Annotated in this window: 28 protein-coding genes; 12 read left to right on the top strand and 16 right to left on the bottom strand. The window is 65.5% G+C overall.

Annotated elements, in window-relative coordinates:
• Positions 1–10: 10 nt before the first annotated feature.
• The 3 genes from ACT6Q8_RS01720 to recN all read left to right on the top strand — a co-directional run bounded on the left by ACT6Q8_RS01720 (position 11) and on the right by recN (position 3,475).
• Complete coding sequence (locus tag ACT6Q8_RS01720) at positions 11–766, top strand: substrate-binding periplasmic protein (protein WP_444735070.1); 756 nt, start codon at positions 11–13, stop codon at positions 764–766.
• A gap of 228 nt (positions 767–994) precedes the next feature.
• Positions 995–1,756 (top strand): outer membrane protein assembly factor BamD, encoded by a 762-nt coding sequence (locus tag ACT6Q8_RS01715; RefSeq protein ID WP_054166017.1) that lies wholly within the window; start codon positions 995–997, stop codon positions 1,754–1,756.
• Positions 1,757–1,798: 42 nt separating this feature from the next.
• Positions 1,799–3,475, top strand: a complete 1,677-nt coding sequence (recN, locus tag ACT6Q8_RS01710) for a DNA repair protein RecN (RefSeq protein WP_054165924.1) — start codon at positions 1,799–1,801, stop codon at positions 3,473–3,475.
• 5 nt (positions 3,476–3,480) lie between these two features.
• Here the strand turns inward: recN and ACT6Q8_RS01705 are convergent, their stop codons facing one another.
• Positions 3,481–4,221: a helix-turn-helix transcriptional regulator gene (locus tag ACT6Q8_RS01705; RefSeq protein WP_054165923.1), complete on the bottom strand. Its 741-nt coding sequence runs from the start codon at positions 4,219–4,221 to the stop codon at positions 3,481–3,483.
• Between the two features lie 95 nt (positions 4,222–4,316).
• On the opposite strand from ACT6Q8_RS01705, the gene ACT6Q8_RS01700 reads away from it, so the two are divergent.
• A complete protein-coding gene (locus ACT6Q8_RS01700) occupies positions 4,317–4,634 on the top strand; it encodes a ribbon-helix-helix domain-containing protein (protein ID WP_082371923.1) in 318 nt (105 codons plus the stop codon).
• A gap of 82 nt (positions 4,635–4,716) precedes the next feature.
• Here the strand turns inward: ACT6Q8_RS01700 and ACT6Q8_RS01695 are convergent, their stop codons facing one another.
• Positions 4,717–5,199, bottom strand: a complete 483-nt coding sequence (locus tag ACT6Q8_RS01695; protein WP_054165921.1) for a peroxiredoxin — start codon at positions 5,197–5,199, stop codon at positions 4,717–4,719.
• Between the two features lie 139 nt (positions 5,200–5,338).
• Here ACT6Q8_RS01695 and ACT6Q8_RS01690 point away from each other — a divergent pair, with 139 nt between their 5' ends.
• The 3 genes from ACT6Q8_RS01690 to ACT6Q8_RS01680 all read left to right on the top strand — a co-directional run bounded on the left by ACT6Q8_RS01690 (position 5,339) and on the right by ACT6Q8_RS01680 (position 7,367).
• Positions 5,339–5,938: a YqgE/AlgH family protein gene (locus ACT6Q8_RS01690; protein WP_444735069.1), complete on the top strand. Its 600-nt coding sequence runs from the start codon at positions 5,339–5,341 to the stop codon at positions 5,936–5,938.
• Positions 5,939–6,217: 279 nt separating this feature from the next.
• Positions 6,218–6,742 (top strand): peptidoglycan-associated lipoprotein Pal, encoded by a 525-nt coding sequence (gene pal / locus ACT6Q8_RS01685; protein ID WP_054165920.1) that lies wholly within the window; start codon positions 6,218–6,220, stop codon positions 6,740–6,742.
• 142 nt (positions 6,743–6,884) lie between these two features.
• The gene (locus tag ACT6Q8_RS01680; protein ID WP_444735068.1) at positions 6,885–7,367 is read left to right on the top strand and encodes a hypothetical protein; all 483 of its coding nucleotides are present in this window, start codon (positions 6,885–6,887) and stop codon (positions 7,365–7,367) included.
• Between the two features lie 6 nt (positions 7,368–7,373).
• Here the strand turns inward: ACT6Q8_RS01680 and epmA are convergent, their stop codons facing one another.
• Complete coding sequence (gene epmA, locus ACT6Q8_RS01675; protein ID WP_444735072.1) at positions 7,374–8,429, bottom strand: EF-P lysine aminoacylase EpmA; 1,056 nt, start codon at positions 8,427–8,429, stop codon at positions 7,374–7,376.
• 66 nt (positions 8,430–8,495) lie between these two features.
• On the opposite strand from epmA, the gene ACT6Q8_RS01670 reads away from it, so the two are divergent.
• Complete coding sequence (locus ACT6Q8_RS01670; RefSeq protein ID WP_444735067.1) at positions 8,496–9,464, top strand: lipid II:glycine glycyltransferase FemX; 969 nt, start codon at positions 8,496–8,498, stop codon at positions 9,462–9,464.
• Positions 9,465–9,468: 4 nt separating this feature from the next.
• Here ACT6Q8_RS01670 and ACT6Q8_RS01665 read toward each other — a convergent pair whose 3' ends face one another.
• The 6 genes from ACT6Q8_RS01665 to ACT6Q8_RS01640 all read right to left on the bottom strand — a co-directional run bounded on the left by ACT6Q8_RS01665 (position 9,469) and on the right by ACT6Q8_RS01640 (position 13,769).
• Positions 9,469–10,347, bottom strand: coding sequence for a sigma-70 family RNA polymerase sigma factor (locus ACT6Q8_RS01665; protein ID WP_444735066.1), 879 nt, complete (start codon positions 10,345–10,347; stop codon positions 9,469–9,471).
• Complete coding sequence (locus ACT6Q8_RS01660) at positions 10,334–10,798, bottom strand: carboxymuconolactone decarboxylase family protein (RefSeq protein ID WP_054166015.1); 465 nt, start codon at positions 10,796–10,798, stop codon at positions 10,334–10,336. The genes ACT6Q8_RS01665 and ACT6Q8_RS01660 overlap by 14 nt, the downstream gene beginning before the upstream one ends.
• 102 nt (positions 10,799–10,900) lie before the next feature.
• Positions 10,901–11,398 carry a DUF6265 family protein gene (locus ACT6Q8_RS01655; RefSeq protein ID WP_054165915.1) on the bottom strand — a complete coding sequence of 166 codons (498 nt, stop codon included), beginning with the start codon at positions 11,396–11,398 and terminating at the stop codon, positions 10,901–10,903.
• 110 nt (positions 11,399–11,508) lie between these two features.
• The gene (locus ACT6Q8_RS01650; RefSeq protein ID WP_444735065.1) at positions 11,509–11,979 is read right to left on the bottom strand and encodes a DUF6265 family protein; all 471 of its coding nucleotides are present in this window, start codon (positions 11,977–11,979) and stop codon (positions 11,509–11,511) included.
• 36 nt (positions 11,980–12,015) lie between these two features.
• Positions 12,016–12,612 carry a glutathione S-transferase family protein gene (locus ACT6Q8_RS01645; protein WP_444735064.1) on the bottom strand — a complete coding sequence of 199 codons (597 nt, stop codon included), beginning with the start codon at positions 12,610–12,612 and terminating at the stop codon, positions 12,016–12,018.
• On the bottom strand, positions 12,609–13,769 hold the full coding sequence (locus tag ACT6Q8_RS01640) for a YbfB/YjiJ family MFS transporter (RefSeq protein WP_444735063.1): 1,161 nt from the start codon (positions 13,767–13,769) through the stop codon (positions 12,609–12,611). Before ACT6Q8_RS01640 ends, ACT6Q8_RS01645 begins: the two co-directional genes overlap by 4 nt.
• 103 nt (positions 13,770–13,872) lie before the next feature.
• Here ACT6Q8_RS01640 and ACT6Q8_RS01635 point away from each other — a divergent pair, with 103 nt between their 5' ends.
• On the top strand, positions 13,873–14,775 hold the full coding sequence (locus ACT6Q8_RS01635; protein WP_444735062.1) for a LysR family transcriptional regulator: 903 nt from the start codon (positions 13,873–13,875) through the stop codon (positions 14,773–14,775).
• A gap of 16 nt (positions 14,776–14,791) precedes the next feature.
• Here ACT6Q8_RS01635 and ACT6Q8_RS01630 read toward each other — a convergent pair whose 3' ends face one another.
• The 6 genes from ACT6Q8_RS01630 to dgcA form a co-directional block, all read right to left on the bottom strand.
• Positions 14,792–15,046: a hypothetical protein gene (locus ACT6Q8_RS01630; RefSeq protein WP_054165911.1), complete on the bottom strand. Its 255-nt coding sequence runs from the start codon at positions 15,044–15,046 to the stop codon at positions 14,792–14,794.
• 92 nt (positions 15,047–15,138) lie between these two features.
• Entirely contained in the window at positions 15,139–15,780 is a 642-nt protein-coding gene (locus ACT6Q8_RS01625) for a hypothetical protein (RefSeq protein ID WP_444735061.1), read from the bottom strand.
• A gap of 67 nt (positions 15,781–15,847) precedes the next feature.
• A complete protein-coding gene (locus ACT6Q8_RS01620; RefSeq protein WP_444735060.1) occupies positions 15,848–16,591 on the bottom strand; it encodes a hypothetical protein in 744 nt (247 codons plus the stop codon).
• A gap of 58 nt (positions 16,592–16,649) precedes the next feature.
• The gene (locus ACT6Q8_RS01615) at positions 16,650–17,744 is read right to left on the bottom strand and encodes a pentapeptide repeat-containing protein (protein WP_444735059.1); all 1,095 of its coding nucleotides are present in this window, start codon (positions 17,742–17,744) and stop codon (positions 16,650–16,652) included.
• A 191-nt stretch (positions 17,745–17,935) separates the two neighbouring features.
• Positions 17,936–19,066 (bottom strand): pentapeptide repeat-containing protein, encoded by a 1,131-nt coding sequence (locus ACT6Q8_RS01610; RefSeq protein ID WP_054165907.1) that lies wholly within the window; start codon positions 19,064–19,066, stop codon positions 17,936–17,938.
• 127 nt (positions 19,067–19,193) lie between these two features.
• The gene (gene dgcA, locus ACT6Q8_RS01605) at positions 19,194–20,198 is read right to left on the bottom strand and encodes an N-acetyl-D-Glu racemase DgcA (RefSeq protein WP_444735058.1); all 1,005 of its coding nucleotides are present in this window, start codon (positions 20,196–20,198) and stop codon (positions 19,194–19,196) included.
• Positions 20,199–20,361: 163 nt separating this feature from the next.
• On the opposite strand from dgcA, the gene ACT6Q8_RS01600 reads away from it, so the two are divergent.
• Positions 20,362–21,198, top strand: a complete 837-nt coding sequence (locus tag ACT6Q8_RS01600; RefSeq protein ID WP_156344382.1) for a hypothetical protein — start codon at positions 20,362–20,364, stop codon at positions 21,196–21,198.
• Here ACT6Q8_RS01600 and ACT6Q8_RS01595 read toward each other — a convergent pair.
• Positions 21,176–22,537 carry a CRTAC1 family protein gene (locus ACT6Q8_RS01595; protein ID WP_054165904.1) on the bottom strand — a complete coding sequence of 454 codons (1,362 nt, stop codon included), beginning with the start codon at positions 22,535–22,537 and terminating at the stop codon, positions 21,176–21,178. The genes ACT6Q8_RS01600 and ACT6Q8_RS01595 overlap by 23 nt on opposite strands.
• Positions 22,538–22,723: 186 nt before the next feature.
• On the opposite strand from ACT6Q8_RS01595, the gene ACT6Q8_RS01590 reads away from it, so the two are divergent.
• Together ACT6Q8_RS01590 and ACT6Q8_RS01585 are read left to right on the top strand one after the other, a co-directional pair.
• Positions 22,724–22,876, top strand: a complete 153-nt coding sequence (locus tag ACT6Q8_RS01590; RefSeq protein ID WP_444735057.1) for a hypothetical protein — start codon at positions 22,724–22,726, stop codon at positions 22,874–22,876.
• Between the two features lie 247 nt (positions 22,877–23,123).
• On the top strand, positions 23,124–24,980 hold the full coding sequence (locus ACT6Q8_RS01585; RefSeq protein WP_054165903.1) for a ribonucleoside-diphosphate reductase subunit alpha: 1,857 nt from the start codon (positions 23,124–23,126) through the stop codon (positions 24,978–24,980).
• Positions 24,981–25,077 lie beyond the last annotated feature (97 nt).

The raw sequence follows: 25,077 nt of genomic DNA, 5'->3' as shown, positions 1-25,077 counted from the left end.
GGGCTTGGCCATGGTCCTGTTGTTGGCTGTGGCAGCCGTGATGATGGCCCGCGCCGGCACCGCCCCTGATGGCGCATCGGCCACCGTCCGGCTGTCCAGCCTCGACTGGCCGCCTTTCAGCGGTGAGGGTTTGCCGAACCGGGGGCTGACGACGGCCATTGTCGAACGCACCCTGGCGCGCGCCGGCCTTTCGGCGGAAGTCACGTTCCTGCCCTGGCAACGGGCTGTGGCCACGGGCCTGAAGGCGCCGGGCCACGCCGGCTATTTCCCGGAATACCGGACCGCCGCCAGTCAGGCACAATGCCTGCTTTCCGCCCCCATCGGCAGCAGCCCGCTTGGCTTCGCCGAACGTGTGGCGGCCCCCGTCACCTGGCGCACCCTGAAGGACCTGGCGGGCCGGCGCATCGGCACCGTGCGCGGTTATGTGAATACCGACAGTTTCGACCGCGCCGCCGCCGACGGCACCCTGACCGTGGAACCGGCGGTCGATGATGCGGCCAACCTGCGCAAGCTGGCGGCAGGCAGGCTGGACATGGCGGTGATCGATGCCAACGTCCTGGCCCATCTGTTATCGGCGGACCCGGACCTGCGACCCTTGCGCGCGGGCCTGCGCTTCAATGCCCGGCTGTTGGAGGATAAAAGCCTGCATGTCTGTTTCCGCCCCGGCCCGGAAGGCGAAACCCTGCGCCACCGCTTCGACAAGGCGCTGGCCCAGGACAGGCCGGATTCCATGCTTCAGGCCTCGCGGCCCGCGCCGGAGCGGTGATAACAGGCCCCCGCCTGCCATGGTTCCGCCAGGATTCACCGCCATCTTCCGCGAAAAGCGCCTTTGCGTGCGTGCCCGTGACGTTTGCCGCTTGGCGGTGGCGGTCCCGTGCGTGCTATAAGGCATCCCGCATTCATGCTTGCTGCTTGGTTGTCCTTGCCGATGCTCCGCACCGAACGTCCGAACCGCCGCGCCCGTGTCCTTCGCCATCTGGCGCCGGTCGCCCTCATGTTCCTCGCCGCCTGCTCGGGCAAGAAGGATGAGCTGCCCTATGTCGAGCGGCCGGTAGAGCAAATCTACTCCGAGGCGTCCAACGCCATCGACAACCGCAACTATACCAAGGCGGCGCTGCTGTTCGACGAGGTCGAGCGCCAGCACCCGTACAGCCAATGGGCCGTGCGCGCGCAGCTGATGGCCGCCTATTCGCACTATCAGGCGCTGCGGTACGATGACGCGATCACGACGCTGGATCGTTTCATCGCGCTGCATCCGGGCAACCGCAATGCGGCTTACGCTTTCTATCTGAAGGCCCTGTGCAATTATGAGCGTATCAGCGATGTGCGCCGCGACCAGGGCACGACGTATGAGGCGCTGAAGAACCTGCAGGAAGTGGTCCGCCGCTTCCCCGCCAGCCCCTATGCCCGTGATGCCCGCCTGAAGATCGACCTGACCCGCGATCATCTGGCCGGCAAGGACATGGAAGTGGGCCGATTCTATCTGGCCACGGGCGAGTATATGGGGGCCATCAAGCGCTTCCGCCGCGTGGTCGATGAATATCAGGCCACCAGCCACGTTCCTGAGGCCCTGCATCGTCTGGTCGAAAGCTACCTCGCCCTGGGCATCCGGGAAGAGGCGCAGGCCCATGCCGCCTTGCTGGGCCATAACTATCCCGGCTCCGTCTGGTACCAGGACACCTACGCCCTGATGAACCGCAGCGAACGTGGCGAGAAGCCGTCGCTGTTCCAGCGGGCTGTCGACTGGCTGTTCTGATCTAGATTTAACATACCCTGACCCTATCGCCCCGGCTGCGCCATGCTTGTCACCCTGTCGATCCGTGACGTCGTCCTGATCGAACGCCTGACGCTGGCGTTCCAGCCGGGGCTTTGCGTTCTGACCGGGGAGACCGGTGCCGGCAAATCCATCCTGCTGGATGCGTTGGGGCTGGCGCTGGGGGCCAGGGGCGACAGCAGCCTCGTCCGCCATGGCTGCGAACAGGCCAGCGTCACCGCCGAGTTCGACCTGGGCAAGCGCGGCGACCACCCCGCCTTCGCCATCCTGCGGGAGCAGGAGCTGGAGGTGGAGGACACGCTGGTCATCCGCCGCACCCTGACCAATGACGGGCGCTCCCGCTGCTTCGTGAATGATCAGCCGGTGGGCGTCACCCTGCTGCGCCGGCTGGGCGAAACGCTGGTCGAGGTGCATGGGCAGTTCGACACCCATGGCCTTCTGGACCCGCGCACCCACCGCGACCTTCTGGACGATTACGCCCAGCTATCAGTGCAGGGGCAGAAGGTGGCAGCAAGCTGGCGGGCCTGGCGGCAAGTGGAGCAAGCAAGGCTGACCGCCGCCGCTGACGCCAACCGCGCGCGGGCGGAGGAAGATTACCTGCGCCACGCGGTGGAGGAGCTGGACCAGCTATCGCCCGAGGAAGGCGAGGAAAAGGCGCTGGCCGAACAGCGCATCGTGCTTCAGCACCGCGAGAAGCTGATCGAGAGCCTGACCCAGGCGTCGACCGAACTGTCGGGCGAGCGCGGGGCGGAACGGGCCCTGGCATCGGCCCTGCGTACATTGTCGCGCATCGCAGACAAGGCCGGCGGCAAGCTGGACCCCATCATCTCCGTCCTGGATCAGGCGGCCAGTGAGGTGGGCGAAGCATCGCGCGCCATCCAGGGCTTTGCCGCCGATATGGATGGCGATGGCGGCAATCTGGACAAAATCGAGGAACGCCTGTTCGCCCTGCGCGGTGCCGCGCGCAAGCATGGGACCGATGTCGACGGTCTGGTGACCCTGCGCGCGTCGATGGCCGCCAAGTTGAACCTGATCGAGGATCAGGGCGACCTTCTGTCGAAGCTGGCAGCGCAGGCGGAAACGGCCAAGGCCACGTATCTTGAGGCGGCCAAGGCCCTGTCGGCGGGCCGGTCCAAGGCGGCTGGCAAGCTGGATCAGGCGGTGGCGGCGGAGCTGAAGCCCCTGCGCCTGGAAAAAGCGCGCTTCGCCACCAAGGTGGAACAGCTTGGCGAGGAAGGGTGGAGTGCGTCAGGCATCGACGACATCGCCTTCCAGGTCGCCACCAACCCCGGCACACCGCCAGGGCCCCTGGCCAAGATCGCATCGGGTGGTGAGCTGGCGCGCTTCATGCTGGCCCTGAAAGTGGTGCTGGCGCAGGTGGGAACCGTGCCGACCCTGGTGTTCGACGAGGTCGATACCGGCGTGGGCGGGGCCGTGGCCGATGCCATCGGCGAACGCCTGGCCCGGCTGGGCCAGCATGACCTGCAGGTCCTGGTCGTCACCCACAGTCCGCAGGTGGCCGCGCGCGGCGCACATCACTGGAACGTGCGCAAGAAGGTCAGCGCCGGCCGCACCGCCACAGAGGTCGTGGCCCTGTCGGTGGAAGAACGGCTGGAGGAAGTGGCCCGCATGCTGTCGGGTGCAGAGATCACTCAGGCAGCCAGGGCAGCGGCGGAAAGTTTGTTAGCCGGGCGGGGGTAAACTGCCTACGGTGCGATCAGGCCCAGATGGACCGCCATGGCGATGGCGTGGGGTTTGGTGTGGACGCCCAGCTTCTGCATCGCGTTCTCCACATGGAACTTCGCGGTGCGGTCGGAAATATTCAGGATGATAGCCGTCTCCGCGATGGTCTTGCCCCGGCAAGCCCAGAGCAGGCAGTCGCGCTCCCGTCCCGTCAGGGGCGGCGGTGGCGTCAGGCCATCGCGCACACCACGCAGCGCCAAGGCGCGTTCGTGATAGGCCAACGCCGCCAGCCGCAGCCAGCGCGGCGTGCCGGCGGCCAGTTCGTCGGGCCGATCCGTCCAGTACATGGAGATCAGGGAGGAAGCGGGCCGCCCGGCGGCATCCAGTGCATGGACCGGCAGCACATAGCCCTGGGTGTAACCATGATCATAGGCCGCCTCTAGCACCCGGCGCGGCTTCGTCCCCCGTGCCGTGGCGGCGAAATCGGGCAGGTCGGTCCACAGGAAAGGCGTGTTGGTGCTGGCGGCACGGGCAAAGACCGGATCATGCAGGATGAAGCCCTCATCCTCATAGGTGCGGGCGAAATCCGCCCGCACACTGGTCTGATAGAAGGGCAGGCCGTCGCCCGCGCGCAGCTCGCGGATATCGATATAGGAGAAGCTGGCAAAACCAAGCCGTGACAACAGGGCGTTGAACGCGGCATGAAGGCCGTCGAGATCGCGGCTTCCCTCTATCGCACCTAAGGCATCGTCCAGGGTCGGCATCCGGCATCACACGAAAGAGGGAAAGGCCATATGACCCCGTCATCCTGTCTGAACAGACAGTGTCGGGCAAAGGCAAAAACTGTCCTACTATTTTCATGTCGATGAAGACCCGCCCCATCGCCCACCCCACTGCCCCTGCCGGCCCGCTGGCCGATCACGGGTTGCGTCTGGCCCATGCCATGGACAAGGTGGGATGCGGGATGCCGCGCCGTCAGCGATCTTTCCTGATCGGGGGGGAGATGCGGGCCGTGCGGATGCCGCCCGATCTGTGGCTGGCGCTGGATGGGATCGCCCTGACGGAAGGGGTGATGACCGCCTTCATCGTGGAGCAGGTGGCCCGCCGCCGTGCCGCAGGGGTCGGCCTTGCCGCTGCCCTGCGCTGTTTTATCCTGGCCTATCACCGCCGGGATTAGGAAAGGGCAAGGCGGACCGCCTGCCCTCTCCCCCGCCCGCCCTTTGCGGGGGACGGGGGGATGGGCGGCCCGCCTTTCCCGATCACAGCACCTTCAGAATGTGCTCGGCGCTCGACACCTCAAAGGCGCCGGGCTTTTCCACTTCCAGGCGGGTCACGACGCCATCTTCGGCCACCAGGGCGAAGCGCTGGCTGCGGTGGCCCAGATTATAGGCCGTGCCATCCATTTCCAGGCCCAGGGCCTTGGTCAGGGAGCCATTGCCATCGGGCAGCATAGTGACCTTGCCGGCCACGTTGTTCTGCTTGCCCCAGGCCTGCATGACGAACGGGTCGTTCACGGCCATGCAGACGATGTCTTCCACGCCCTTGGCCTTGAACGCCTCGGCATTGTCAACGAAGCCCGGCAGGTGCTTGGCCGAGCAGGTCGGGGTGAAGGCGCCGGGGACGGAGAACAGGACGACCTTCTTGCCCTTGAACAGGTCGTCGGTGCTGACCTCCTGCATGCCGGACTCGGTCAGGTGCTTCAGGGTGACCGACGGGATGCGGTCGCCAACCTTCACGCTCATCTGGATATCCTCCACAAAGGGGATGTTGATTGAACCTATGTGCCGTTTCTAGGCCACACCCGGCCCCGCGACAAGCAAAAGGGACCTCTAGAAAAACCGCCCACCTTGGCGGCACGGGCTGCTATGATCGGTTTCCAGGATGAAAGCCACGCCACAGCCCATGCCGACATCGTCCAAGAAGCCCCTGAATTCATTGACCGGTCAGTTCCTGATCGCCATGCCGCAGATGCCCGATCCGCGGTTTGAGAAAAGCGTGATCTATATCTGCGTCCACAATGCCGAAGGGGCGATGGGGCTGGTGGTGAACAAGCTGTTCGAGGGGATCAGCTTCACCAGCCTGCTACACCAGCTGGATATCGAGGTGACGCAGCCGGCCCGCGAACTGACGGTGCATTTCGGCGGCCCGGTCGAATCGGGACGCGGTTTCGTGCTGCACAGCGCCGACTATAACCGCGAAGGCAGCGTGCCGGTCAGTGATGGGGTGGTGCTGACCGCCACCGTCGATATCCTGCGCGCGGTCGCGGAGGGCCAGGGGCCGCAGGATGCCATCCTGGCGCTCGGCTATGCCGGCTGGGGCCCCGGACAGCTGGATCAGGAGATGCAGCAGAATGGCTGGCTGCACGCGCCCGCCGATAACCGCATCCTGTTCGATACCGATCAGGAGCGGAAATGGGAACGTGCCCTGGCCAGCCTGGGCATCAACCTGTCCATGCTGTCCGCCGATATCGGCCACGCTTGACGCGTTGCCTCAGGCGCCGGCGCCGCGTCCGCGGCTTGGCTTTACGCCCGCATGGGCGGGCGCGGCGGCAGTCGCCGCCGGAGCGGCTTTCCGGGTTGCCGGAAAACCGCTCTCGGGTGTCCCGGTTCCATGGCATGGTGCCCTCTGCTCGCGCCGACAGCCATATGCCAAACACAGGCCCGGCTTTCGTCCAAGTCCCGCCGCAATCGCAGGGCTGGATGATGGGGGGCCACCGGTCTTCCCGACCGGCGGAAAACATCTGGGAATGAGAGATACAAGATGAAACGCACCAACCTTTTGCTGCTGGCACCCGTGATGCTGCTGGCGGCCTGTTCCTCGGTCAGCGACCGCGACAAGGATGCCAGCAGCAGCGGCGGCGGTTACACCACCCCGTTCCCCGGCGCGGGCACGCCCGCCACCGGCGTCGAACAGTCGAACCTGAATTCAAACCTGTCGCCGCAGCAGCAGCTGGCGCAGATCGGCGACCGTGTGTTCTTCGGTCTGGATCAGTTCGAAGTATCGCCGGAATCGGCGGCCACCCTGGACCAGCAGGCACAATGGCTGCGCGGCAACCCGGCCATCACCCTGACCATCGAGGGTCATTGCGACGAGCGCGGCACGCGTGAGTACAATCTGGCGCTCGGCCAGAAGCGCGCCGACAGCGTGCGCCGCTATCTGGTGGCCGCCGGCATCGATGGCAGCCGGTTGCAGGTCATCTCCTTCGGCAAGGAACGCCCCGCCGTGGCCGGTTCGTCCGCCGATGTCTGGGCCCAGAACCGCCGCGCCGTCAGCATTGTGAACTAATCCCTTCCCTGCTTTGCGGGCCATCGCCAAGATGAAACCCGCAAGGTGGGGATGCAACCGCGACACTTATACTTGTTCATGTACTATTGCTTGAATGCTCGTATACTATTTCACGATGAGCATCGGATGCAGTGGGGAATGAATGAACAAGCTTCTGGGGCGGTTGACGGGACTGTTGATGATTGCGCAGGTATCCGTAGCGGGTGTTGCCCATGCGCGGGATATCACGGCAGACAATAATCAGCCCGGACTGTTCGTCGGAGCCAAGGTCACCATTCCCTTAGGCACGCATCGCAAACAGCCGCAGCAGCCACAGTTGGGCCTGTCCGCCGGCCTGCGCGTGCAGAATCCGGATTTCGGCTGGATGAAGCCGACGACGGAGGCCCGCCTGGCCCCGCCCCGCCAGATGGATCTGGTTGGCCTGCATATGCGAGGATCAACGGATGTCCGATTGAGCGCAGTGGGTCAGGAAATGCGCTTCCAACAGGGCGAAATTCATCTGAATGCTGATGAGGCTGAAGGGGGCAATGGGGGCTGGTGGCTAGCGGGCGGTTTGCTGGCCGGTGCAGCCGTGGCCGGAGTGGTTGTCCTCTCACGAGCTGTGGATGATTCAGGCGGAGAGTAAACCGCCCTACGCCACCACCACCGGTGCCCACAGAACGTCATCGATACTGCCGGCGCCTGCGATGATCATGGCCAGACGGTCGAAGCCCAGGGCGATGCCGGCGCTGTCGGGCATCATCGGCAGGGCCGCCAGGAAATCCTCATCAATCGGGTAGCGTTCGCCGTAGAGCCGTTCCTTTTCGGCCATGTCCGCCTCGAACCGCGTCCGTTGCAGCACCGGGTCGGTCAGTTCGCCGAAAGCATTGGCCAGTTCCACGCCGCAGCCATACAGCTCAAACCGTTCCGCGACGCGCGGATCATCCGGCTTGGGACGAGCAAGGGCCGCCATGGAGACGGGATAGTCGGACAGGAAAGTGGGTACATCCATGCCCAGATGCGGCTCAATCCGGTCCAGGCTGACGCGGAAGAACAGGTCTTCCCAGGTGTCAGTCTCCGCCACGCGGATGCCGATGCGCGCCACCTCCGCCGCCAGACGGTCACGGTCGGGGCGTAGGGGATCGGGCGCGGTGGCCAGCAGGTCGATGCCGGCATAGTGCAGGAAGGCATCCTGCACCGTCAGCACGCGCCAGTCGGCAAACGGATCGCATTCAATACCCCGGAAGCGCAGCTTGTCCTTGCCCGCAGCCATACAGGCCGCGCGCACCAGCGCCACACAATCATCCATCAGGTCGCGATAGCCGGCCCCGGCCCGATACCATTCCAGCATAGCGAATTCCGGGTGATGCGTGCCCGACCGTTCACCATTGCGATAGACATGCGACAGCTGAAACAGCCGGGTTACACCCGCCGCCAGCAGCTTTTTCATGGTGAATTCGGGGCTGGTGTGCAGATAGAGGCGGCGGCGATCATCCGGGTGCGGGCCGATAAGGTCGGTCGCAAAGGCCATCAGATGCACCTCCAGCCCCGGTGAGACCTGCAGAGCCGGCGTCTCCACCTCGTCGAAGCCCTGATCCTCAAACCAGCGGCGCAATGTGCGCATCACGGTCTGGCGCACGGCCAGATGCGGGCGTTGTTTCTGGAAATGGTCGGGGTGCCACCAGGGGGGCGAAACGGTGCGGCGCATGATCACTCGACAGCGGGCGGGCAAGACGGGCACTCTCGCCTTCCCGCCCGCGACTTGCAATCCCCGATGACCGACCAAGAAAGCCTCCCCAATCTGCGCATCGTCTGGGACGTGGGCCGTCTGTCGGAATGGTCCCGGCTGCTGGCCGAATGCGGGCAGAGCAGCCTGACCCAGGGGTTCGGCTATAATCAGGCCATGCTGACGGTGGAGGGCTGGCGGCCCCGGCTGGGCATTATCGAGCTGTCCGACCGGCCCATCGGTCTGGTGGTGATGAGCGAGCGGCGGGTGTTCAAGCTGATCCGCGTAGCCCGCCTGCACCGGGGGCCGATGCTGCGGCCAGAGGCGCGCAAGCCCGCCGTCTTCGCCATGGTCATGAAGCTGATCCGCAAGGAATATCCCAGCGGTCCCCTGAACTGGACCGCCGTGGTGCCGGAATGGCCGGCCGGGGAAGAGGCCGAGGCCATGATGCGCTGGGCCGGGTTCCGGCGCGACAAGGCGCCGGGATACCGCACCCTGTGGGTCGATCTGCGCCGGGATGAGGCGGCGCTGCGCGCGCGGCTGGCGCAGAAATGGCGCAATGCGTTGAACCAGGCCGAACGCGCGGGCCTGAGCATCGAGATCGACCGCGACGGCAAGACACAGCTTCCCTGGCTTCTGGAACAGTACCAGAAGGACAAGGCGGCCAAGCGCTATCGCGGGCCGTCGCCCAAGCTGGTGATCCGCATGCGCACCGGAATGCACAAGGATGGCGACATCCTGCTGCTGCGCGCGGTCAAGGACGGGGTGCCGGTGGCGGGCATCCTGATCCTGGGCCATGGTAAGGCGGCAACCTATCAGATCGGCTGGTCCGACGGGGCGGGCCGCGCGGCGCGGGCGCATAACCTGCTGCTCTGGCGCGCCATGCAGGAACTGAAGCGGCAGGGCCGGGACTGGTTTGACCTGGGCGGCATCCTGCCCGATGAGGCACCGGGCGTGACGGCGTTCAAACGCGGCATGGGTGGGGAAGAGGTGGAACTGGTCGGCGCGTGGCGGTGAGCCGTCAGGCGTTGCCGGCCAGCCCCACCAGATGGCGCAGCTTGTCCGGGTTGCGGGTGATGTAGATGGCGGTGATACGGTCATCGTCGATGGCAAAGGCGGTGCTTTGCACCTCTCCATCCGATGCCAATGTGACATAGCCGGGCAGACCGTCGATCAGGCCCGTCCACAGCACAGGCGGCAGCGTGTGGCCGTGTTTGGCGGCCAGACCCGCGAAGAAGCGGGACACCTTGTCCTGGGTTCTGACCGGGTTCATCACGGCGATGCGCTTGCCGCCGCCATCGGCATACAGCACCACATCATCGGCCAGCAGGCCGCGCAGGCCCGACAGATCGCCATTATGGCTGGCGGCCAGAAAGGCAGCGGCGATTTCCCGGCCACGTTCCGGGGCCACGGGAAAACGCGGGCGCGACGCGCGGACATGGGTGCGGGCGCGCGTGGCCAGCTGCCGGCAGGCCGCGACGTCGCGGTCCAAAGCGGCGGCCACCGCCTCAAACGGCTGGCCGAACACGTCATGCAGCAGGAAGGCGGCCCGTTCCAGGGGTGACAGCCGTTCCAGCGCCAGCATCAGGGCAAGCGTCACCTCCTGCCCCTGTTCCAGGCTGTCATCCGGATCGATGATCGGTTCGGGCAGCCAGGGGCCAATATAGGTTTCATGCCGGGCGCGGGCGGAGCGCATCTGATCCAGGCACAGCCGGCTGACCAGCCGGACCAGATAGGCATCCGCATCCGCCACCCCGGCATGGTCCACACCGGCCCAGCGCAGCCAGGCCTCCTGCACCATGTCGTCCGCTTCCGCCTGTGACCCCAGCATGCGATAGGCGATGCGGGACAGGCGGGGACGCAGACGAGTGAACGCGGCCAACGGGTCAGGCGGCGGCACGGGCCGGGCCCTTGGGGTGCTGCGACCGGAAGCCGATGGCAAAGCGGTTCCAGGCATTGATAGTGGTGATGGCCAAGGTCAGCTTTACCTGCTCCTCCGGCGTCAAATGCGCCTGGAGCAGAGCGTAATCCTCATCCGCGGCGCCGGTGCGGGCCACCTCCGTCAAGGCTTCGGTCCAGGCAAGCGCCGCCCGCTCCCGCGCCGTATAGAGCGAGGATTCGCGCCACGCGTCCAGCAGATAAAGCCGTTCCTCCGTCTCGCCCAGGGCGCGGGCCTCACGCGTATGCATATGGATGCAGAAGGCGCAGCGGTTGATCTGCGACGCGCGGGTCTTCACCAGTTCCAGCAGGCTCTGTTCCAGGCCGCTGCCTTCAAAGGCAACAGCGCTCAACTCCACCATTGCCTTCACGGCGGCGGGGGCGGCGGCATAGAAATTCAGGCGCATGTTCATATCCATCTCCGTCAGGCCGGTAATGGCCCCCGGATATCCGGGGGCCTTCACAGACAGGACGGGATGGGATCGGTCAGTGTGACATGGGTCCCTGAATTATTTTCAGGGTGCGTCGCCAGCCCGCTTCCAGGTCCAGCGGAAACGGCGTACGCCGCCATTGCCGTCAGGCCCTTCCAGCGCCGCCACAACATTGCCGCCATAGCGGTTGAAGACGATGCGCTGTGGATAGGCGATGTCGGTATTGGCGAACACCGCCATATTGTCCCCGGACTCGATCAGCTTGTAGGCAATGATCTCATTGCTGCCTAGCGGCTGACCGTAATAGGTCACGGTTCCGTCAGGTTCCGCGACAATGCGCATGAACTCCGTATCGGCCCCGCGGGAGGGGGACATGGACCGGCGCATGCCCAGCATCACACCGTCGCCGGGCTGCATGAAATGCTGCTCGGTGCGGGTCGGTCCTTCGCGGCCCACCCATTGGCCCGACAGCCAGGTGAGTGATTTCAGGGGATCGTTGCCGGCCTGTGCCGACGGGGGTAGCGCCACGAGCAAGCCCAGCAGCAGCAGGGCGGACACGCGGACCGCAGAGAGGGTGAACATGGGCACTCCTCCATACTGTTTTGTTTTGAATATGTTACGCCTTTCCTCCGGCCCCGTCCCCTGGCGGCGGCGATTTTGACGATTTTGCAGCAGCCCGCATGGGGTAGCTTTCAAGGTGCGGCCCCGACCAGCCGCCAGGACCAGCCGAAGCGCTTCACCTGCCCATCCTTGTCCGGCCCCTCGATGGTTGCCGACAGGGTGTCGCCCTCGCGGCGATAGGTGATCTTCTGCGGGAAGTCGTGGGCCGGGTTCGTGAAAACTGCAAGGCCAGGGGCAGACTCGACCAGGGCGAAGCTGGCCGGGGCCTGCCCCTGCGGATGGGCGTGATAGGCCAGTTTGCCGTCTGCACCGGGGCCGATGCGGATGAATTCAACCGATGGTGGCTTGCCGGGCCTGACCGTCCGGCTCATGCCCACGATGATGCCGGCGGCGGGGCGCATATAATGCTCCTCCATCCGCCGCTCCCCCTCCCCACCCAGCCATTGGCCGGACAGCCAGGCCAGATCCTCAATCACCGGGTCGGCGGCGCGGGACGGCAGGGTAAGCGACAGTAGCAGCAGCAAGGACAGCAGGCGGCGCATGGGCAATCCTCCATCACGATTGCCCAGCATAGCGCGTCAGCGCGGGTCCGTCGCGCGCAAGGAGGGCCGGTCGATCACCCCGGCGAACCAGCCGGCCAGCGCGGGGCAGCCGGCCCGCCAATTCAGGTCCCCATGCCGGAAATCCAGATAATCCAGCGCACAGGCCACCGACAGACCGCCCAGGCCGAAGCCTTCCGCCGTCAAATCGTCCAAAGCCGCCTCCAGCACCGGCAGGGTGCGGGCGATGGCTGCCTTCTGCCGCGTCACCCACGTGGGGGAGCGTTCGCCGGCGGGCCGCCGCCCCTCAATCACCGCGCTGAAGGCTGCATCCAGCAGCCCCTGGGCCAGGGCCGACAGGCGCAGGCCGCGCCAGCGGGCGGGACCGTCGGCGGGCAGCAGGCGGCGGCCCGGCAGGGTGGCGTCCAGATAATCGGCAATGGCCCAGCTTTCGCCCAGGCACCAGCCATCATCCGTCACCAGGGCCGGCACCTTGCTGGACGGCACGGCGGATTGCAGGTCGGCGGGGTCGATCCAGGGGTCCAAGGTCACGACATCGACCGACGCGCCCTTTTCATAGATCAGGGCCAGCACCTTGCGCGCATAGGGGGAGGTCTTGGCGATATAGAGCTTCATGATAAGGCTTCCTTTTTCATCAAGGACAGACCGGCAAACCCCGCCACGGCACCACAGGCCAGCAGGGCGGCACCCGCCGCGAACAGGGGAAGATGGCTGCCCGTTGCGGTGAACAGGGCGGTCAGGGCGTAGCCGCCCGCCGCCTGAAACAGGGCATAGAGCGCCGTCATCCGGCCCCAGGCCGCCGTATGCCCCGCCGCCCCGGCCAGTTGCCCCGCGACACCCGACGCCAGTGCCACGGCACCGGGCGTCAGCACCCCGACCAAAATCGCCGACAGGCCCAGCGGCAAGGGCGCCGATGACAGCAGCGGCAGCGCCACGGCCAGCGCCTTGACGCCCAGCACCAGCACCAGGGCCGGCGCAAAGCCCATGGCGCGGGCCAGCCGCGAGACGATCAGCGGCCCGCAAAAGGCCCCGATACCGAACAGGAACCAATAGGCCCCGCCCATCGCCACCCCCTGCCCCAGGCCGCGGGCCACAAAGTCGGACAGGAACAGGGTATGCGGCAGAAAGCCCATGCCGTCGGTCGCATAGGCCAGGGTGAAAAGCCAGAGCGGCCAGGACCGGCCCGCAACCCCCGTGCCCGCCGGCAGTGACCGCGCACCGGGCGGCCACTGCCCCCAGGCCAGCCCTGTCAGCAGCAGCGAGAACAGCCCGATCCCGGCCCAGGCCGCCGCCAGCCCATAGGTGGCAAGCCAGGGTAAGGCCGTGCCCGTGACCATCACCCCCATGCCAATCCCGGAAAAGACGATACCCGCCACCAGCGGCTTCTTCTCCAGCGGCACCTGCGCCATCAGAACGGGGGCGGCCAGGATCATCAGCATGGCACCCGCCACACCGGCCACGAACCGCCAGACGCCCAGCCAGAGCAACCCGCCATTCCAGGCGCAGGCCAGCAGCGACAGCGCCACCAGCAGCATGGCCGCGCGCAGGACCGGCACCGGCCCCAGCCGCCGCCCCGCCCGCGCGGCGGTGACAGCGCCCAGCAGATAGCCGGTCAGATTGGCGGCCCCCAGCAGGGCACCGCCGGCGGCATCCACCCAGCCATCACCGATCAGGGCCGGCAGCAGCGGGGTGTATGCAAACCGCCCCAGACCGACACCCAGCAGCGTTCCCGCCAGGCCCGCAACGGCCAGCCGCCAGACAGAGGCCATCATTCACCCCGCAATCCATCAAGGATGCTGACGATGACATGCCATTGACATCATGAAAAATGAATTGTCAGGATAAAAGAAATCGATCTGATTGATGGATGCGACGATGGACAGCACCGATCTTTCCTTCTTCCTGGCCGTGGTGGAGGAAGGGGGCGTCACGGCGGCGGCGCGGCGGTTGAACTGTGTGCAGTCGAACGTGACGGCGCGCATCCGGTCGCTGGAGGCCGACCTGGGCGTGCCGCTGTTCCATCGCAATGGGCGGGGCGTGGTGCCGACACGGGCCGCGGAGCGGTTGTTGCCACATGCAAGACAGGTGGCGGCGGCGCTGCGGGCGGCCCGCGACAGCCTGTGGGACCTGCTGAACCCCGATCGGCCCGGCGGGCAATTGACCATCGGCAGCATGGAGACGACGGCGGCCTGCCGGCTGCCGCCCGTTCTGGCCGCCTATCATGCGGCCTTTCCCGATGTGGAACTGAGCCTGCGGACCGGCGGTACGGGGGTGCTGACGGAGGAAGTGCTGGCCTATCGCCTGGATGCCGCCCTGGTCAGCGGCCCCATCGACCATCCCGACCTGATCGCCGCCGATGTGGGCGTGGAGCAGATGGTGGTGGTGACGGCAGCCGGCGCCGACTGGGTAGCGCTGCAGACGCGGGCCAGCCTGTCCGCCCTGTGCTTCCGGCGCGGCTGCGCCTATCGCGAGCGGCTGGAAAGCCTGCTGGCGGGCATGGGTCTGGCCCGGACACGGATGCAGGAGTTCGGCACCTTGGAAGGTATTATCGGCGGGGTGGCCGCCGGCATCGGCATCTCGCTGCTGCCGCTGGCCGCCGTGGAACGCTCTCCCCTGCGCGCGTCGCTGTCGCTGCACGAGGCACCGGACCCATGGGCCGTGGCGCCGACGCAGCTGATCCACCGCCGCGACAGCGTGATGACGGCTGCCCTGTCCCGCTTCATCGCGCATGCAAGGCTGGGGTGGCAAAGCGATTTGCAAAATGCAGTAACTGCATAATGCAAATCCATTCGCCTTACCAGACCAGGGAGACGGCGGGGCGGTAGGGCGCCTGCTCGAACATGCCATTCACCAGCCCCTGCAATTGCAGGCGCGCGCCTTCCGGCTCGTTCGAGGGGACGGACGCCTTGGAAAGGGCCTTGATCATGAAGCCGCCGCTGCGCAGCTTTTTAAGGGTGACGCGGGCATCATCCGCACGGGACGGATGGATGGCGGCGACAGTGGCCACACCTTGCGGCGGGCGGACGATAAACAGGCCGAAGTCGGTCATGGAAACCCCCTATGCCAATGGATAGGGAGCTTAAAAGCAAATGCGATGCCAAAGGCTTGGGCGTGCTTAAGAGGTAGAACGGCGCGGCAGGATCAGTCCACGGCCCAGGCGCGCATGGGACCTTCCGCCTGATCCATGAATTCGGACAGGGAGACGACGCCATCGCCATTCTTGTCCATGATGGCATGGCGGCGCGCGGCCTCCGCCATCAGTTCATCGGGCGTCACGCGGAAATCGGCATTGCTGTCGGCGGACATCACGGGATCGATGCCCATGCGGTAATCGGGCCGGCCACGCCCATCGGTGCGCACCGTCGCCGCCTCGTCCGGGGTCATGTCGATGCGGCCGGGGCGCAGGCGGCGGCCACTATCGGCGGGGGCCGAATGGGTGGGCAGGCTGACGCGGTACTGCGTCAGTTCGTAGGAGGTGACGAAACCATCATGGTTCAGATCGTACAGCGGAAAGACGCGCGCCGCCTCGGCGGTGAATTCTGCCAGCGACAGCTTGCCGTCCTTGTTGCTGTCGGTGCGGGCAAACCAGTCGCGCATAGTGGCGCGATAGGCCTCGGCATCACGGGTCGGGGCGCTGAGCGGTTCGCCCAGCGGGCTGACGGCGCTGTAGCGGATGCCGGGCCGGTATTTATCCCCGCCGCCGCAGGAGGCCAGAACCAGGGCCAGCGCCAGACCACCCGCTATCCGCCACGCCATCGCCCGCCGCATCCGCCGCTCCGTCATCAACCCACCCCTTGATTAGCCGGTGGGCGAAATCCTTGCCAGCCGAAAAAGGCGGAATGGCGGCGGATCAGCGGGGCGGGCCGCCGCCGGGCGGACCACCACCACCGCCGCCACGCCGGCCACCCATGCCGCCGGGACCGCCCCGCATCGGGCGTTCATTATAGGCAACCACGGCACCGGCCCGGATTTCCTCCAGGCTGGTCTTGCCATCGCGGTTGCTGTCCAGGGCACGCAGACGGTCGAAGGTCAGGAGTTCCAGTTCTTCCCGCGTCACCCGGAAATCAAGGTTGCGGTCAGCCTCCATCACCTTGTCGGCACCGCCGCCGGCCATCATGCCCATGCCGCCACCGGGCCGCTGACCAGCGCCAGCCGGCGGTGGCGGGCGGTTACCGTCCGCTGGCGGCGGCCCTTCCGGCGGCGGATTTCCGTCAGGACCGGGGCCTTGACCACCGCCCGGCGCGCCGCCACGCAGCGCCGCCATCCGGGCCATGCGGTAATCGCCCAGTTCACGGGAATTGATGGCCCCATCCTTGTCCGTATCAACGGCCTGGAAGAACCGGGCAATGTCGGGTTTCAGCTCATCAGGCGACAGAAACCCATCGCGGTTGGCATCCAACCCGCGTGCCCAATCCACAACGATATCGGCATAGGCGCCCTCGTCCGGGGCCATGCGGCCCAGCATTTCGCCCGACAGCGACAAAGGCAGTCGCCCCATGGGCCGCCGCCCCTCGGACCCGCCGCCGGGCGGTCCATCGGCGTGGGAGGTACAAGCGGTCAGCAGCAACAGGGCGGAAAGGACGATGGGGCGCATGGGCGGAACCTTGGCTGATGTCCCGCTTACACGCCCGCCGGTCCTCGTACCTGTCGGATCAGGGCGTGGCCGCCGCCTCGCCCATGGCTTCCGGCAGGGTGCAATCGCGCAGCTTCAGGCCCTTCAGCCTGTCCACTGGTATCATAACGCTGGTGAAATCCACCCATTCAAGGGCGGCATCGCGCAATCGCACGGGCAGCGCACCGCCGCCCCGCAATTGCAGATCCTCCATATTGGCGGCCTCCAGCACGGTGTTGCGCAGGGTCGCCCCCTCAAATCCGGCCCCGCGCAGGTCGGTACCCGACAGGTCGGCATAGGCGAGGTTGGCGCCGTTGAAGTCGCTGGCGGCCAGCTTGGCGTGGCTCAGCTGTGCACCCGACAGGTCGGCCCCCCGGAAGGACATGGCCGACAGTTCCCGCCCGCGCAGGTCCACGCCCTTCATCTTGCGGCCCGTGAAATCGGCCCGCACCCCGACCTTGCCGCCGCTTTCCACCCATTCTTCATGCTGGGCGACGATGCGGTCGATCTCCGCCAGGTTCTGCAAATGCTCGGTAAAGGCCGGCAGGCCGTGGAACAGGCGGCGGGTCGTGTCATCGACGGTAAATGTGGCGTCCTTGATATCGGCATGCAGGAAGTTCGCCCCCTGCATCTTCGCCCCCAACAGGACCACGCCCTGCAGGTCGCTTTCGCTGAAATCGGCGTTGGCCAGGTTGGCATTGCGCATATTGACGCCGCGCAGGCGCACCTTGCGCACCACCGCATCCTCCAGCGATGCCTCTTCCAGATTGCAGAAGGACAGGTCGGTCACGAATTCCCGGCTGACCACATCCTCGCCCTTGCGGTGCAGGGTAAGGTTGCCCATGCGCATGTCGCTGCCATCCAGCTTGGCCTGGGCCAGATCGGACTTGTAGAAGCGCGCACCACGCAGGTTGGCACGGGTAAAGTCGCAATGTTTGAGATTGGACCCGATGAACAGGCTGTTGGCCAGATCGCTTTCCCTGAACTTGCAGCCTTCAAGATTGGTCTGGGACATGTTGCAGGCCAGCAGCGTGGCCTGGGACATGTTGAAACCCTTCAGCTGCAACCCTTCCATATTGGCCAGACGCATTTCCAGCCGACGCCCGCCCTTGTTCTTGAGAAACAGGGAGTGCATGGCCAGATGCGTTGTCAGGTCCGTACGCGGGGACCCGGTATCGGGAGTTTGAGCCGCCATAAACATTCAACCGTGTGCATTCGAATTGTCACGCGGTGATACGACGACTGTCATGACGCGCGACGAAAAGGATAGTGGCGCGTTCAATAGCAAAAGAAAATGATTAATAAGTTAATATTAACAACCAAAAATCAATGTTCGTCCGGCATCGGGCATTCGCGTAAAACAGCACCCGCTAATTGTTCGGATGTGATCACGCATTGCGAGAAATTCGTCCACTCGATAGATGCCCCGGCGAACCGGATGGACAGCTTGCCGCCGCCCCGCAACTCCAGGTCCCCAAAATCAGCGCCATCGACAATCGTGTGCAGCAGGCGGGCATTTTCCATGCCGGCACCGCGCAGATCGGCGTTGGAAAGCTCGGCATAGGCCAGCGTGGCGCCGTTGAAATCGGCAGCGGCCAGACGGGCATGGGCCAGCTTGGCCCCCGTCAGGTCGGCGCCACGGAAGGACACAGCGGACAATTCGCGACCGCGCAGATCCACACCGCGGAGCGCGAGCCCTGCGAAATCGGCACGCGACCCGTTGCGACCGGCGGAATTCACCCATTCCTCATGCGCGGCGACGATCCGGTCGGTTTCGCGCAAATTGGCCAGATGCTCCTCAAACGCCGGGTTACCCGCGAACAGGCGGCGCGTCTCGTCATTGACCGTGAAGACGGCGTTCTTGATGTTGGCGCCCGTGAACTTGGCCCGCTGCATCTGTGCGCCCAGCAGTACCACGCCCTGCATGTCAGCGCCGGACAAGTCGGCCCCCGACAGGTCGGCATTGCGCATGTTGACCCCGCGCAGCCGCACATTGTGCAGCACGGCATCCTGCAAGGTCGCCTCCTCCATGTTGCAGAAGGACAGGTCGGTGGTGAATTCCCGCTGCTTGGCCACCCCACCGCTGTTCAGCGTGATGGAACCGACGCGCATGTCCGACCCGGTCATCTTGGCCTGTTGCAGGTCGGATTTATAGAAGCGGGTGCCGCGCAGGTCGGCGCGCGTGAAATCGCAATGTTTCAGGTTGGCGCCGATGAACAGGCTGTTCGACAGGTTTGCCGCCTGAAAGCTGCATCCCTCCAGGTCCGTATAGGAAAGGTTGCAGGCCAGCAGCAGGCATTGCGACAGATCGAAATTGTTCAGCTTGATGCCCGACAGATTCTGCAGGCGCATTTCCAGCCGCTTTCCCGCGTGACCACGGGCGAACAGCGTGTGCTGGGCCAGCATGACCTGCATGTCATGCGACGGCAATGTGTGGGCGCTCTGCGGTTTATTCATCGCGGGGACTGCTTGATCCAACTTCTGGTTCAACTATGACATACACGCGTGTCAGGGTAATCCACCAACATCCGCATAAGGTCCTGCCCAAAAGACATAGACCGCGGGTAGCTGCGTTGCGGCAGGCTCAGCCCCAGACTCCAGCCGCCTCTGGACGGACCAGCGCGCCATCATAAATCAGGCCCGGTTCCCGGTCGCTGGCCAGCAGCAGCGGCCCGTCCAGGTCAACATAATCGGCCCCCTGCGCCAGCAGCAGGGCCGGCGCCATGGAGAGCGAGGTGGCGACCATGCAGCCGACCATGACATCCAGGCCCAGCGCCTGCGCCCGCGCCTTGACCGCCAGCCCTTCCGTTAGGCCACCAGTCTTGTCCAGCTTGATATTCACCACCTGATAACGGCTGGCCAACTCTTCCAGCCCGTCCAGCCCGTGGGCGCTTTCGTCGGCGCCTAAGCGGATCGGGCTTTTGAACCCGTCCAGGGCCTGATCAGCCCCGGCCGGCAGCGGCTGTTCGATCATCTCCACCCCCAGCCGGGCAAAGGCGTCGGGCAGGGTGGCAAGGTCATCCGGCTTCCAGCCCTCGTTCGCGTCCACGATCAAGCGGCTGGTCGGTGCGGCGGCGCGGACGGCGGCCACGCGGTCAAGATCAATCCCGTCACCGGCCAGTTTCAGTTTCAGCAGCGGACGGGCCACGCTGCCGGCGGCAGCGGCCATGGCGTCCGGCGTGTCGATGGACAGGGTGAAGGCAGTGACCACCGGTTCCAGCGGGGCCAGACCCGCCAGTTCCCAGGCGGGCCGCCCCGTACGTCGCGCCTCCAGGTCCCAGAGCGCGCAATCGAGCGCATTGCGGGCGGCACCGGCCGGCATGGCATGGGCCAGCGCCCGGCGGCTCAACCCCCGCGCAAAGGCATCGGCCATGGCCTTCATCGCGGCCTCCACCCCCTCCACGCTTTCACCATAGCGGGCATAGGGCACGCATTCGCCGCGCCCGACATGGCCGTCGCCATCCGTCAGTTCGGCCACCAGCACCAATGCCTCCGTCTTGGCGCCGCGCGAAATGCGGAAGGTGCCGCGGATGGGGAACCGTTCCTGCCGGACTGTCAGGCGGACGGGCGGGGCGGGCGGAAAAGGCATTGCAAGCTCCGGCAACGTTCTGCTGATTTTTCTACAGCAATCACAGGGGCTTGTCGAAGCGTTGCCCCTGTGGCACGTCGACATAGCATTGCGGTCGCGCGGGAACACCCCATGTGTTAGACCGTTGCCCACCGACGGCAATTTTGCGGAACCCGGGTTTGCGATGAATTTCAAGGACGCCTGGCGCGAATCACTGGCGATCTATCTGCTGCTCCTGTCCGATCCGGGCCGCGTGCTGCGGTTTGCGGGCGCGCCTGCGCTGGTGCTGGCGGTACTGGGCGTGGCGCAGATGACGGCATCGGGCGAAGGCGGCGGTGCCGCCCTTCTTCAATTCCTGTCGGTTCTGGGCATGATCTGGGGTCTGGGCATCTGGACGGTGCGCTGGGCCCGGTTCATCCTGACCGGTGAAGATCATAGCCAGTTCTGGGATATGCCGTTCGATGGCCGGTACTGGCGCGTTGGCGGCATATTGCTGGCCCTGGTGCTGGTCGCCGGTCTGGTATCGGTGCTGCCGGCGGCGGTGTTCATGACCTTGCTGGCCAGTGTTACCGGCCATCGCCTGTCGCCCAATCCGGCGCAGGGGCCGGCGGATACCGCCGCCCTGGCCTTTGCCATGCCCGACTGGTTTTTCCTGACCACCTATGCCGTCATCATCCTGATGACCCTGTGGCCCGTGGCGCGGCTGGGTCCTGCCATCGGGTCGGTGGTGCAGGATGGCAAATTCGTGATGGGGGCCAGTTGGAAGGCAACCCGACCGCTGGGCGGGCTGCCGCCGCTTTTCGCGCTGGTCATGGTGAACCTGCCCTTGCAGGTACCGGGGGCGATCCTGCTGCTCATGGGGCTGTCATCCGACAGCACCTTGGCCGTGCTGGCCGGCAATATCGTGCTGTCGATTACCAATCCGCTGGTCGCATCCTTGACGGCAGTGCTGTGGGCGCGCATCTATGGCGTGGCCGTGGCGCCGCAGCAGGTGCCGCTCAGCGACCGGGATGAGGAATGACCAGGGTCTGGCAGATGCCCGGCCCCTCGATCCGCTGAACCGCCCCATCGGGCCAGCGCACCTCCACCCGTTCCACGGCCTCCAGCCGGCCCAAGCCGAAATGGGCCACCGGCTCCATCTGGCACAGATAGCCGGAGCCGGCGCAGATGGCGCGCATCTGCATGCGGTCACCGGCCCACAGGCGCACCACCGCGCCGCGCGCCGGCGCACCCGCTGCCGTCAGGGGCCGGATACGCAGCCAGTGATTGCCGCGCGGCTCCCCGATGAACAGCGACAAGGGCTGCGGCGCCTGCTCCCCATGCGCGACCAGCAGTTCCAACTGCCCGTCCCCATCCAGGTCGGCCACGGCGGCCCCGGTGCCGAAACCGGCGGGCAGGGCCGCATCGCCGATATCGATGGCTGTCCAGCGATCATCGCGCCAGCCGAACAGGCGGTTGGGTTCGCCCAGATTGTTGATGAAAATCTCCTCATACCCGTCATTGTCGAAATCGGCGGCGATGACGGTGCGGGCGCGGGTCGGCTTGGCCAGGTCCGGCGGGGCCAGATCGGCGAAACTGCCGCCGGCCTGCTGCTGATAAAGCCGGTGCGGCGCCTCCCAATTGGCCAGCATGATGTCGAACAGTTCATCGCCCTGCACCAGGGCCACGCCACGCGCCGGCAATGCCGCGTCGGACAGGCCCAGCGCGTCCGCCATCTCGATAAAGGTGCCGTCACCCTGATTGCGGAAGAACAGGTTGGGCCCGATCTCATTGCCCGCGAAAATATCGGGGCGGTCGCCCAGGATGGGCGCCGCCAGCAGGGAACGCCCGCCTGTCAGCGCATCCAGCCCCACCTCATCCGCGACATCGACGATGCGGCCCCGCGCGCCCATTTCATAAAGCCGCATCGGCCCGCCATAATTGGCGACGATGAAGCCATAACGCCCCGTGCCCTCCCGGTCGATGACAGCGACGGATCGGCCCGCGAAGCGGTTGGCAGCGGCGAAATTCTCCTGCAAGGCGAACAGGTCAACCCAGCGGTCCCCAAAACAGGCCAGCAGCCGGTCGGACACCTGCTTGGGTCCTGAAAACCCGTCGCTGTTCAGGATGTAGATTTCCTCCCGCCCGTCACCGTCAATATCACCACAGGCCAGACCGATGGCGCGCCGCCCCGCATCGGCCAGCAGCGGCGGGGCGATATCCACCAGCCCCTGCCCACCCCATTTCAGCACACGGTTGGGGCCGCCATAGCCGGCGACAATGATCTCATCCTGCCCATCGCCATCAATATCGGCCACGGCCACGCCATAGGACAGGGCGGGCAGATTGCCGGCGATCAGGTTGGAGCATTCGATGAACATCCGGACCCCACGCTGTGGCTGTCGTCCCGGCACCGGAACGACCTATTCAATAACGCGGACGGGGCGTTGCGGGCAAGGCGGGGGACTGTGACGTTTGGCAGGGAAATGGGGACAGGGGGAGGACGAAAGAGACGCAGCACGCCGACACTACATATAGATATCCTTGGCGTTGCCGGCCCTACCCGTATGGGTGATCCTAAGGATGTGATTTATGTCCTGACGGCCAGTATCGGCGGTGCCGACGCGATCCTGACGGGGGACCTTCGGGACTTCATCGAATCTCTTTATGGCGACGCACGGGTGCTGTCTGTCCGACAGTTCCTGGACTTACACCCCTGAATCCAGGGAAAAATCGCGGCTAGTCCGGCACGGTGGCCCCGTCAAGCCGCGTGCAGCGCATACCCCAACCCCGTTCGCAAGCCCCCTTGGAATAGCTGACGTCAAGCCTATTCATGATGGATAGGGCGGAAATTTCTGCCTTGTGGTGGGCACGGGATTTGGTACGATCCGGACCTCAACAAACAAGATGTTGTGTCCTGTGGTCGGTTATCCACAGCCGGGGCTCTGGGGAAAACGGGGATAAGTCATGCGCGATGGTGAAGTGAACGAGTGGGCCCCGCAGGGCGCCGACCTATTTGGCCAGATCCAGATGCGCAAGCATGCGCCGGTGACTGTGGATCATTCCAGAAACGAGTTGCTGACCACATTCGGCAAGGCGACGCTGGACGATCGCTACCTGATGCCGGGCGAGACCTATCAGGATCTGTTCGCCCGCGTCGCCAGCTACTATTCCGACGATCATGCGCATGCCCAGCGCCTGTATGACTATATCTCCCGCCTGTGGTTCATGCCGGCCACGCCCGTCCTGTCCAATGGCGGCACCGCCCGTGGCCTGCCCATCTCCTGCTTCCTGAACGAAGCCAGCGACAGCCTGGAAGGCATTGTCGGCCTGTGGAACGAAAATGTCTGGCTGGCGGCCAAGGGTGGCGGCATCGGCAGCTATTGGGGCAACCTGCGCTCCATCGGCGAGCAGGTGAAGGATAGCGGCAAGACCAGCGGCGTCATCCCCTTCATCCGCGTCATGGACTCACTCACGCTCGCCATTTCCCAGGGTTCGCTGCGCCGTGGCTCGGCTGCCTGCTACCTGCCCGTCTCCCACCCCGAGATCGAAGAATTCATCGAGATGCGCCGCCCCACGGGTGGTGATCCGAACCGCAAGGCGCTGAACCTGCACCATGGCATCGCCATCCCCGACGCCTTCATGCGCGCCGTGGAAGCCGATGAGGAATGGGCGCTGACCAGCCCCAAGGATGGCAAGATCCTGCGCCGCGTGAAGGCGCGCGACCTGTGGATCCGCATCCTGACCGCCCGCATGGAAACGGGCGAGCCCTACATGCTGTTCATCGACCATGTGAACCGGGCCATCCCGGAACATCACAAGCTGGCCGGCCTGACGGTGAAGATGTCGAACCTGTGCAGCGAGATCACGCTGCCGACCGGCATGGACCCGTGGGGCAAGCAGCGCACGGCTGTGTGCTGTCTGTCGTCGCTGAACCTGGAAAACTTCCTGGAATGGCAGGACCATCCGACCTTCATCGAGGACGTGATGCGCTTCCTGGATAATGTCATGACCGACTTTATCCAGAAGGCGCCGGACGACATGGTCAAGGCCAAGTATTCCGCCATGCGCGAGCGCTCGGTCGGTCTGGGCGTCATGGGCTTCCACAGCTTCCTGCAAAGCCAGATGATCCCGATCGAAGGCGTGATGGCCAAGGTCTGGAACAAGCGCATGTTCGCCCTGATCAAGCGTCAGGCCGATGCCGCGTCGGTCAAGCTGGCGCATGAGCGTGGCCCCTGCCCCGACGCCGAGGAATATGGCGTGATGGAGCGTTTCTCCAACAAGATCGCCATCGCGCCGACGGCTAGCATCTCCATCATCACCGGTGGCGCGTCGCCCGGCATCGAGCCGGTGGCCGCCAACGCCTATACGCACAAGACCCTGTCAGGCAGCCATTCGGTGCGCAACCCGTACCTGGAGAAGCTGCTGGCCGAAAAGGGCCGCAATGACGAGGACACCTGGTCGGAGATCACGCTGAACAGCGGGTCGGTCCAGCATCTGGACTTCCTGACCCAGGATGAGAAGGACGTGTTCAAGACGGCGTTCGAACTGGATCAGCGCTGGCTGATCGAACATGCCGCCGACCGCACCCCGTTCGTGTGCCAGAGCCAGTCGCTCAACGTCTTCCTGCCCGCCGACGTGCATAAGCGCGACCTGCACCAGATCCACATGATGGCCTGGAAGAAGGGCGTGAAGAGCCTGTACTACCTGCGCTCCATGTCCGTGCAGCGTGCCGAGAGCAACGCCACCAAGGAGATCGGCCGGGCCAAGGCCGCTCCGATGGCGGAGACCAACAAGTACGAGGAATGCTTGGCCTGTCAGTAAGGTCCAGATATTTCAAGATAAGGAAGGCGGGCAGCGATGCCCGCCTTTTTATTTGGGGGGCCTCCATGGCGGTCCCCGCCCCACCGGGACCGCCATC

It is taken from the genome of Niveispirillum sp., assembly GCF_052437035.1.
Taxonomy (GTDB): Bacteria; Pseudomonadota; Alphaproteobacteria; order Azospirillales; family Azospirillaceae; genus Niveispirillum.
This window is presented reverse-complemented; position numbering and strand designations above follow the sequence as displayed.

Bases quoted from the DNA above. Each gene is read 5' to 3' on its own strand.
- ACT6Q8_RS01720 (WP_444735070.1), top strand. From the start codon at position 11: ATGGTCCTGTTGTTGGCTGTGGCAGCCGTGATGATGGCCCGCGCCGGC.
- ACT6Q8_RS01715 (WP_054166017.1), top strand. From the start codon at position 995: ATGTTCCTCGCCGCCTGCTCGGGCAAGAAGGATGAGCTGCCCTATGTC.
- recN (WP_054165924.1), top strand. From the start codon at position 1,799: ATGCTTGTCACCCTGTCGATCCGTGACGTCGTCCTGATCGAACGCCTG.
- ACT6Q8_RS01705 (WP_054165923.1), bottom strand. From the start codon at position 4,221: ATGCCGACCCTGGACGATGCCTTAGGTGCGATAGAGGGAAGCCGCGAT.
- ACT6Q8_RS01700 (WP_082371923.1), top strand. From the start codon at position 4,317: ATGTCGATGAAGACCCGCCCCATCGCCCACCCCACTGCCCCTGCCGGC.
- ACT6Q8_RS01695 (WP_054165921.1), bottom strand. From the start codon at position 5,199: ATGAGCGTGAAGGTTGGCGACCGCATCCCGTCGGTCACCCTGAAGCAC.
- ACT6Q8_RS01690 (WP_444735069.1), top strand. From the start codon at position 5,339: ATGAAAGCCACGCCACAGCCCATGCCGACATCGTCCAAGAAGCCCCTG.
- pal (WP_054165920.1), top strand. From the start codon at position 6,218: ATGAAACGCACCAACCTTTTGCTGCTGGCACCCGTGATGCTGCTGGCG.
- ACT6Q8_RS01680 (WP_444735068.1), top strand. From the start codon at position 6,885: ATGAACAAGCTTCTGGGGCGGTTGACGGGACTGTTGATGATTGCGCAG.
- epmA (WP_444735072.1), bottom strand. From the start codon at position 8,429: ATGCGCCGCACCGTTTCGCCCCCCTGGTGGCACCCCGACCATTTCCAG.
- ACT6Q8_RS01670 (WP_444735067.1), top strand. From the start codon at position 8,496: ATGACCGACCAAGAAAGCCTCCCCAATCTGCGCATCGTCTGGGACGTG.
- ACT6Q8_RS01660 (WP_054166015.1), bottom strand. From the start codon at position 10,798: ATGAACATGCGCCTGAATTTCTATGCCGCCGCCCCCGCCGCCGTGAAG.
- ACT6Q8_RS01655 (WP_054165915.1), bottom strand. From the start codon at position 11,398: ATGTTCACCCTCTCTGCGGTCCGCGTGTCCGCCCTGCTGCTGCTGGGC.
- ACT6Q8_RS01650 (WP_444735065.1), bottom strand. From the start codon at position 11,979: ATGCGCCGCCTGCTGTCCTTGCTGCTGCTACTGTCGCTTACCCTGCCG.
- ACT6Q8_RS01645 (WP_444735064.1), bottom strand. From the start codon at position 12,612: ATGAAGCTCTATATCGCCAAGACCTCCCCCTATGCGCGCAAGGTGCTG.
- ACT6Q8_RS01640 (WP_444735063.1), bottom strand. From the start codon at position 13,769: ATGATGGCCTCTGTCTGGCGGCTGGCCGTTGCGGGCCTGGCGGGAACG.
- ACT6Q8_RS01635 (WP_444735062.1), top strand. From the start codon at position 13,873: ATGGACAGCACCGATCTTTCCTTCTTCCTGGCCGTGGTGGAGGAAGGG.
- ACT6Q8_RS01630 (WP_054165911.1), bottom strand. From the start codon at position 15,046: ATGACCGACTTCGGCCTGTTTATCGTCCGCCCGCCGCAAGGTGTGGCC.
- ACT6Q8_RS01625 (WP_444735061.1), bottom strand. From the start codon at position 15,780: ATGACGGAGCGGCGGATGCGGCGGGCGATGGCGTGGCGGATAGCGGGT.
- ACT6Q8_RS01620 (WP_444735060.1), bottom strand. From the start codon at position 16,591: ATGCGCCCCATCGTCCTTTCCGCCCTGTTGCTGCTGACCGCTTGTACC.
- ACT6Q8_RS01615 (WP_444735059.1), bottom strand. From the start codon at position 17,744: ATGCACTCCCTGTTTCTCAAGAACAAGGGCGGGCGTCGGCTGGAAATG.
- ACT6Q8_RS01610 (WP_054165907.1), bottom strand. From the start codon at position 19,066: ATGAATAAACCGCAGAGCGCCCACACATTGCCGTCGCATGACATGCAG.
- dgcA (WP_444735058.1), bottom strand. From the start codon at position 20,198: ATGCCTTTTCCGCCCGCCCCGCCCGTCCGCCTGACAGTCCGGCAGGAA.
- ACT6Q8_RS01600 (WP_156344382.1), top strand. From the start codon at position 20,362: ATGAATTTCAAGGACGCCTGGCGCGAATCACTGGCGATCTATCTGCTG.
- ACT6Q8_RS01595 (WP_054165904.1), bottom strand. From the start codon at position 22,537: ATGTTCATCGAATGCTCCAACCTGATCGCCGGCAATCTGCCCGCCCTG.
- ACT6Q8_RS01590 (WP_444735057.1), top strand. From the start codon at position 22,724: ATGGGTGATCCTAAGGATGTGATTTATGTCCTGACGGCCAGTATCGGC.
- ACT6Q8_RS01585 (WP_054165903.1), top strand. From the start codon at position 23,124: ATGCGCGATGGTGAAGTGAACGAGTGGGCCCCGCAGGGCGCCGACCTA.